Genomic DNA, 6,074 nt, shown 5'->3' with positions numbered 1-6,074 from the left:
AAAGCGGGTGTCGCGGGTTCGAATCCTGCCGGGGGCACCAACGCAAAGGCCCCGGACCGATCACGGTCCGGGGGCAGCGGGACGGCGCGGCGGTGGCGGACGGGATCTGGGCAAATCTCGTCGTCATGATCCCAACTGATGCTTCTCCACCCACGCGCGGGCGCCGACCTCGGCGGCGGATTCCCGAACGGTCAGGACGACGAGGAACTCGCCGATGGCGTACGCGAACACCGCAGGCATGACGGGCATCACGACCAGCCAGAGGATGCGGGCTACGAAGGCCAGCCCCACATTGCGGCCGGCCCGGGCACGTCGCGCTGCACGGGCCTCTGTCGGCGTGGGTGGGTCCAGGAGCGCCTTCTCGTGCCGTCGGCGCCCTGCCACCCATCCCGAGACCAGCGCCACACAGGACAGGGCCACCTGTGCACAGTCCCACACCAGGCGCAGAGTGGACGACAGGTCGACTCGGAACGATTGGTAGAGCCGGACCACGATGTAACCGAGAAAGGCCAGCAAGGCGAGCCAGAGAAGTCCCGTGAAAACCCTGCGCAGCCAGTAGTGCACTCCGCGCTTGTACCAGGAGGTGCCGAGCCCCGGTAGGGAGGGGATCTGAACCGGGTTTCGGGAAGCGGCAGTGTCAGAGGGCGTTCGTGAAGCTCTTGATGCCATGCCAGACGTCGTCCTTCAGTCGTACGAAGTCGTCCCCTGTCTGCGAGAGGACGTGGCCGGAGCCGTGCAGGAGACCGCCGACCACGCCGTGGTCGTGGATGTCCTCGCTCCAGTGCTCATGGAACGAGTGGTCGATGATGCCGGTAACACCAATAATCACCCCCGTGCCCACCACGCAGACGGCGGCGGCACCCTCCACTGGGAGTGCCGCTGTGATGCCCGCGCCGACGGCCAAGCCGCCGAGCGCGGCACCGCCGTCCACGACGATGGAGTGCTGCCAGGACCAGCCCTTGTCGTGGTCGTCCTTCGCCTCCAGCAGACCGCAGGTGCCTGCCGCGGCGACGTCAAGGACGGGGACCTCCTTCAGGAAGTCCGGGAGTTTCTCGACGCCCTCCCCGACACGCAATGCATGCGCCGCGCCGACCATCTTGACGTTCAGCGCGCGGTCAAGCGGCAGCCTGTCGCCGCCGTGGTCGGCAGCCAGGATGTCATCTTCCAGCGCCTTGACCTTGCTTACCGCATCGTCGTAAGCGCTCTTGGCGGGAAGATCGTCGGGCATCTTGCGGCCCTGCTGCTGGAACACCCTGCGTTCAGCTTTGAGTTGCTTCTTGGCGGCCTGCTCCTCGGCCTTGGCCGCGTCTATCTGGGTGCGGGCCTTCTTGCCGTCGGCCCGGGTGTCCTCGGCAGAGTAGGCGTACAGGCCGCGCAGGAAGTCGTCAATGGTGATCTTGTCGCCCGTGGATACCGAAGAATCCTTCTTCGTGACCTGCAGGTACAACCCCCGCAACTTGTCCGCTGCCACCAGCCGGGCATGCTGCGCAGTGTGCAGGATCTCGGTGCGGGCCGTCTCGTACTCCTTCACGGCGGCCGCCGTCGTGGGGTCGGAGGTGACGATCGGTGCGACGACGCCTCCTCCCCCCGTCGGCACGCCCTTGCGCGTGGCGACGTGCTCGGCGTTCTTCAGAGCGGAGTCGCAGGTGGAGAGGGCGTCGGCAAGGTCTCCGAGTATCTTGCCCGCGTCGTACACGAGAGTGGCGAAGGCGCCGGCCGTGATCGCGTCGGCCGTCCACTGCCCACGGAAGGTGCTCGCGGCTTCGCCCTTCCAGCTGGCGTCGGTGGCCAGCTCGTCGACGACACGGGTGAGCGGCTTCACCACGCCGTCGAGCTTGTCCTTGGCGTTCTTGTACGTGTCGGACATCGTGCGCAGCACGCCGATGTCACCGCCGACCCAGCTGTCGCCCATCAGCCCTCCTCCAGATTCAGGTCGTCGAACAGCCCATGCACGTCGATGTCGTGCCGATGGAAGGAGTCCCGCGCGTATCCGACCTTGTCCCCATGCTCGTCCAACCTGTCCGCCAGGCCGATGTGCAGCCCGATGATGAGGTCAGCGACCTCCTTGATCGCGTGGTCCAGTCCCGGATCGCCCCCGCTGCCTATGGGCGGCGCCACGTCTGAGTGCAGCTTGCGCCACTCGGTGGCCTGGTCGTGGAACGTCGTCGCCATCGTGCTGAGGTCGCCGTAAATCGCCTTGAAGTCAGCCGACATCACCGCACCTCCTGGGCATAGGCGGCCAGGTCTTCCGGCTGCCAGTTGTGGTGTCCGGGAACGACCCGCGGGTCGAACAGGACACCGACGCCCTGTTCGCGGACCCCCTCGGCAAGCGGGCCGATGGACGTGGCGACCCACGGCTGCAACTCCCCGAGCGCCTCCACCAGCTTCTCCGGCGTGGTGAAAGCGAAGGCCACAGTGCCGTGCGAGGGGTGCGCGAAGAGCTCGAAGACGATGAACGGCACGCGGGCCAGGCTGCCCCCGGCGCCCGTCGCAACCACAGACCGCGGATGGGCCGGGACGAACACCGGCGTGTGATAGGCCGGAACACCCGGCTTCGGTCCCGGACGGTCGTCCGCATCATGCCGCCCGGGCGGCGCCTCCTCAACGAAGTCCAGCAAACGCGATCGCTGCGGCTCGGGCGCCGGTCCGGACGGAGCGACCGAATCCGGCTCGACGTAGTCGAACAGAAGCGAACGTATCGGCGCTCCCACCGCCGTCACCTCTTCCCCGTGGTTCCGCGTGGATGATGGAGCCCGACCACAGTAGCCAGCGAGCATCGGAGCAAATCCTCCTATGTCGGGGCGCCGATCAGGGTGCACACGGAACCCATACGGCGGCTTGGCCGTACACCGATCAGCCCTTGACCTGTTGATGAACCAGCGCAGCGCGGGCCGGGAAGCCGCGCGGCACACACAGGACCACCGGCAAAGCCTGGCGCGCCGAGCCCATCACCGCGCGACGCAGGCACCCACCACCGAAGAGGTCCCGGCCTCTCAACCGGGGCGGGTATCGACGGCTACCGGCTGATCGGCCGCCGAGCCGTCGACCGCGCCGGACACCCATCGCGTACGAGGACTTCATCTGGTACGACGCGGACGGCGGCGAGCACACGGTGTTGCTGCGCGAGGAATCTTCGGGCAGCGTGCCGGGCGGTGGGGTGGCGCGGGGACTCGCGCTTCTCGGCGGTCGCCCCCGGATCGAACCGGGCGTGCCAGTCGCGTGCCAGACGCTACGGGGAATCACGTGGAACGGAAGGGACTGACCACGGGCACGACCAGGCCTCCAACAGCGCTCCGTCACACGTCGGCACAGCGACTACCGCTTTGTCACCAGAGTGTCGGCCACGGCCGCAAACTCTTCGACTAGATTTTCCATATGCCTGAGCAGCCGCCCTATCTCCGCATCGCCGACGAACTCCGGCGGCGGATCGCGGAGCACGTATGGGAGTCCGGGGATCGTCTGCCCTCCCGTGCTCAGATCGGCCAGGAGTGCGGTGTGGGCGTCGTTCGCCGCGCGCAGGAGTTGCTGATCTCCCAGGGTGTACTTGAAGGCCGCGCCGGGTCGGGCACGTACGTCGCCGAGCCCCGGAAGCGGGTCCGGGTCGTCCGGTCGACGGCCCGGGAGCAGCCCAGCGGATCGCCGTTCCGCGCGGATATGAAGGCCGCGGGCAAGCAGGGTGATTGGGAGAGCCGGACCGATGCCAAGGTCCCGGCGCCGGCGGACATCGCGGCGCGGCTTGGCATCGCTGAGGGTGACCTGTGCGTCCGGACTACGTACGAGTTCCTGGCCGACGGCAGGCCGGTGCAGCTGTCCACGAGCTGGGAGCCCTACGATCTCACCGTCGGCACTCTCGTCGTCCTCCCGGAGGGAGGGCCGCATGCCGGGGCGGGCGTCGTGAACCGCATGGCCGCGATCGGCGTCACCGTCAGCCATGCCGTGGAGCAGCCCGAGCCGAGGCAGGCGACCGCTGAGGAGGCGTCGATACTCGGCATCCAGAAGGCCGCGCTCGTCACGCACATCCGGCGGACGTACTACAGCGACCAGGGGCGTCCCGTGGAGACGGCGGACATCGTGGTGCCCGCCGCGCACTGCGAGATCGTGTACGAGATCCCCATCAACCGGTAGCCGACAGCCGAGGGCGAGCCTGCCGCCTGATACCCCGCAGGTCTGTCCCGGGCCTGCCTCTCCAGTGCTTGATCCATGCTCCACGCCGGGCCGTCCCTGGGCCGTCCGAGGGTGCCCGAGGCCACCCAGCGGCGGCCGACAGTGACAGACGAGCCACAGCTCGCCCCCACCGAAACCCCAGGTCAGAGCCCCCGCACCAAACGGGTTAACACCCAAGCCTGGCGTTCAGGCAAGATGGGGTGTATCTGCCCACTGCCAGATTTCAAGCTGCCGGACGGTTTCTCTTGGCTGAGTTCATTTACACCATGCGCAAGACGCGCAAGGCGCACGGCGACAAGGTGATCCTCGATGATGTCACCCTGAACTTCCTGCCGGGAGCGAAGATCGGCGTCGTCGGGCCGAACGGTGCCGGTAAGTCGACCGTGCTGAAGATCATGGCGGGGCTCGAGCAGCCGTCGAACGGCGACGCCTTCCTGTCGCCGGGCTACAGCGTCGGCATCCTGCTCCAGGAGCCCCCGCTGAACGAGGAGAAGACCGTCCTGGAGAACGTCCAGGACGGTGTCGCCGCGATCAAGGGCAAGCTCGACCGGTTCAACGAGATCGCCGAGCTGATGGCGACCGACTACTCCGACGCGCTGCTCGACGAGATGGGCAAGCTGCAGGAGGAGCTGGACCACGCCAACGCCTGGGACCTCGACGCCCAGCTCGAGCAGGCCATGGACGCCCTCGGCTGCCCGCCCGGCGACTGGCCCGTCACCAACCTCTCCGGTGGTGAGAAGCGCCGCGTCGCGCTGTGCAAGCTGCTGCTGGAGCAGCCCGACCTGCTGCTGCTCGACGAGCCCACCAACCACCTCGACGCCGAGTCGGTGAACTGGCTGGAGCAGCACCTCGCCAAGTACCCGGGCACCGTCGTCGCGATCACCCACGACCGGTACTTCCTGGACAACGTGGCCGAGTGGATCCTCGAGCTGGACCGCGGGCGCGCGTACCCGTACCAGGGCAACTACTCCACCTACCTGGAGACCAAGGCCGCCCGTCTGAAGGTCGAGGGCCAGAAGGACGCCAAGCGGCAGAAGCGGCTCAAGGAAGAGCTGGAGTGGGTGCGGTCGAACGCCAAGGGGCGGCAGGCCAAGTCCAAGGCCCGTCTCGCGCGGTACGAGGAGATGGCCGCCGAGGCCGAGAAGATGCGGAAGCTGGACTTCGAGGAGATCCAGATTCCGCCGGGCCCGCGCCTGGGCAGCGTCGTCGTCGAGGTCGACAAGCTCAACAAGGCCTTCGGGGAGAAGGTCCTCGTCGAGGACCTCAGCTTCACCCTGCCGCGCAACGGCATCGTCGGGGTGATCGGCCCGAACGGTGCCGGCAAGACCACCCTGTTCAAGATGATCCAGGGGCTGGAGACGCCGGACTCCGGTGGCATCAAGGTCGGCGAGACCGTCAAGATCTCGTACGTGGACCAGGGCCGCGCGAACATCGACCCGAAGAAGACGCTGTGGGAGGTCGTGTCCGACGGGCTCGACTACATCAACGTCGGGCAGGTCGAGATGCCGTCGCGCGCGTACGTGTCCGCGTTCGGTTTCAAGGGCCCGGACCAGCAGAAGCCGGCCGGCGTCCTCTCCGGCGGTGAGCGCAACCGGCTCAACCTGGCGCTGACCCTGAAGCAGGGCGGCAACCTGCTGCTGCTCGACGAGCCCACCAACGACCTGGATGTGGAGACGCTCTCCAGCCTGGAGAACGCTCTGCTGGAGTTCCCGGGCTGCGCCGTGGTCGTCTCCCACGACCGGTGGTTCCTCGACCGCGTCGCCACGCACATCCTCGCCTACGAGGGCGACTCCAAGTGGTTCTGGTTCGAGGGCAACTTCGAGTCGTACGAGAAGAACAAGATCGAGCGGCTCGGCCCGGACGCCGCGCGTCCGCACCGCGCCACCTACAAGAAGCTGACCCGGGGCTGA

Annotated in this window: 6 protein-coding genes; 2 read left to right on the top strand and 4 right to left on the bottom strand. The window is 67.6% G+C overall.

Annotation, left to right across the window (positions count from 1 at the left end; translation table 11 throughout):
• Positions 1–123 precede the first annotated feature (123 nt).
• The 4 genes from AC5WRT_RS28895 to AC5WRT_RS28880 form a co-directional block, all read right to left on the bottom strand.
• Positions 124–564, bottom strand: a complete 441-nt coding sequence (locus AC5WRT_RS28895; RefSeq protein WP_496097675.1) for a hypothetical protein — start codon at positions 562–564, stop codon at positions 124–126.
• Between the two features lie 73 nt (positions 565–637).
• Positions 638–1,912, bottom strand: coding sequence for a WXG100 family type VII secretion target (locus AC5WRT_RS28890; protein ID WP_496100756.1), 1,275 nt, complete (start codon positions 1,910–1,912; stop codon positions 638–640).
• Positions 1,912–2,214: a DUF6317 family protein gene (locus tag AC5WRT_RS28885; protein WP_496100755.1), complete on the bottom strand. Its 303-nt coding sequence runs from the start codon at positions 2,212–2,214 to the stop codon at positions 1,912–1,914. The genes AC5WRT_RS28890 and AC5WRT_RS28885 overlap by 1 nt, the downstream gene beginning before the upstream one ends.
• Positions 2,214–2,711 (bottom strand): SAV_915 family protein, encoded by a 498-nt coding sequence (locus AC5WRT_RS28880; RefSeq protein WP_496097672.1) that lies wholly within the window; start codon positions 2,709–2,711, stop codon positions 2,214–2,216. The genes AC5WRT_RS28885 and AC5WRT_RS28880 overlap by 1 nt, the downstream gene beginning before the upstream one ends.
• Positions 2,712–3,375: 664 nt before the next feature.
• Here AC5WRT_RS28880 and AC5WRT_RS28875 point away from each other — a divergent pair.
• Together AC5WRT_RS28875 and ettA are read left to right on the top strand one after the other, a co-directional pair.
• On the top strand, positions 3,376–4,125 hold the full coding sequence (locus AC5WRT_RS28875) for a GntR family transcriptional regulator (RefSeq protein WP_496097671.1): 750 nt from the start codon (positions 3,376–3,378) through the stop codon (positions 4,123–4,125).
• 284 nt (positions 4,126–4,409) lie between these two features.
• The gene (gene ettA, locus AC5WRT_RS28870) at positions 4,410–6,074 is read left to right on the top strand and encodes an energy-dependent translational throttle protein EttA (RefSeq protein ID WP_496097670.1); all 1,665 of its coding nucleotides are present in this window, start codon (positions 4,410–4,412) and stop codon (positions 6,072–6,074) included.

The organism is Streptomyces sp. NTD91, from assembly GCF_059510455.1.
The sequence above is the reverse complement of the archived record's forward strand: the minus strand, read 5'-3'. Positions and strand labels throughout refer to the sequence as shown.

What these genes read in the sequence shown, in the direction of transcription:
- AC5WRT_RS28890 (WP_496100756.1), bottom strand. Translation starts at nt 1,912, where the DNA reads ATGGGCGACAGCTGGGTCGGCGGTGACATCGGCGTGCTGCGCACGATG.
- AC5WRT_RS28885 (WP_496100755.1), bottom strand. Translation starts at nt 2,214, where the DNA reads ATGTCGGCTGACTTCAAGGCGATTTACGGCGACCTCAGCACGATGGCG.
- AC5WRT_RS28875 (WP_496097671.1), top strand. Translation starts at nt 3,376, where the DNA reads ATGCCTGAGCAGCCGCCCTATCTCCGCATCGCCGACGAACTCCGGCGG.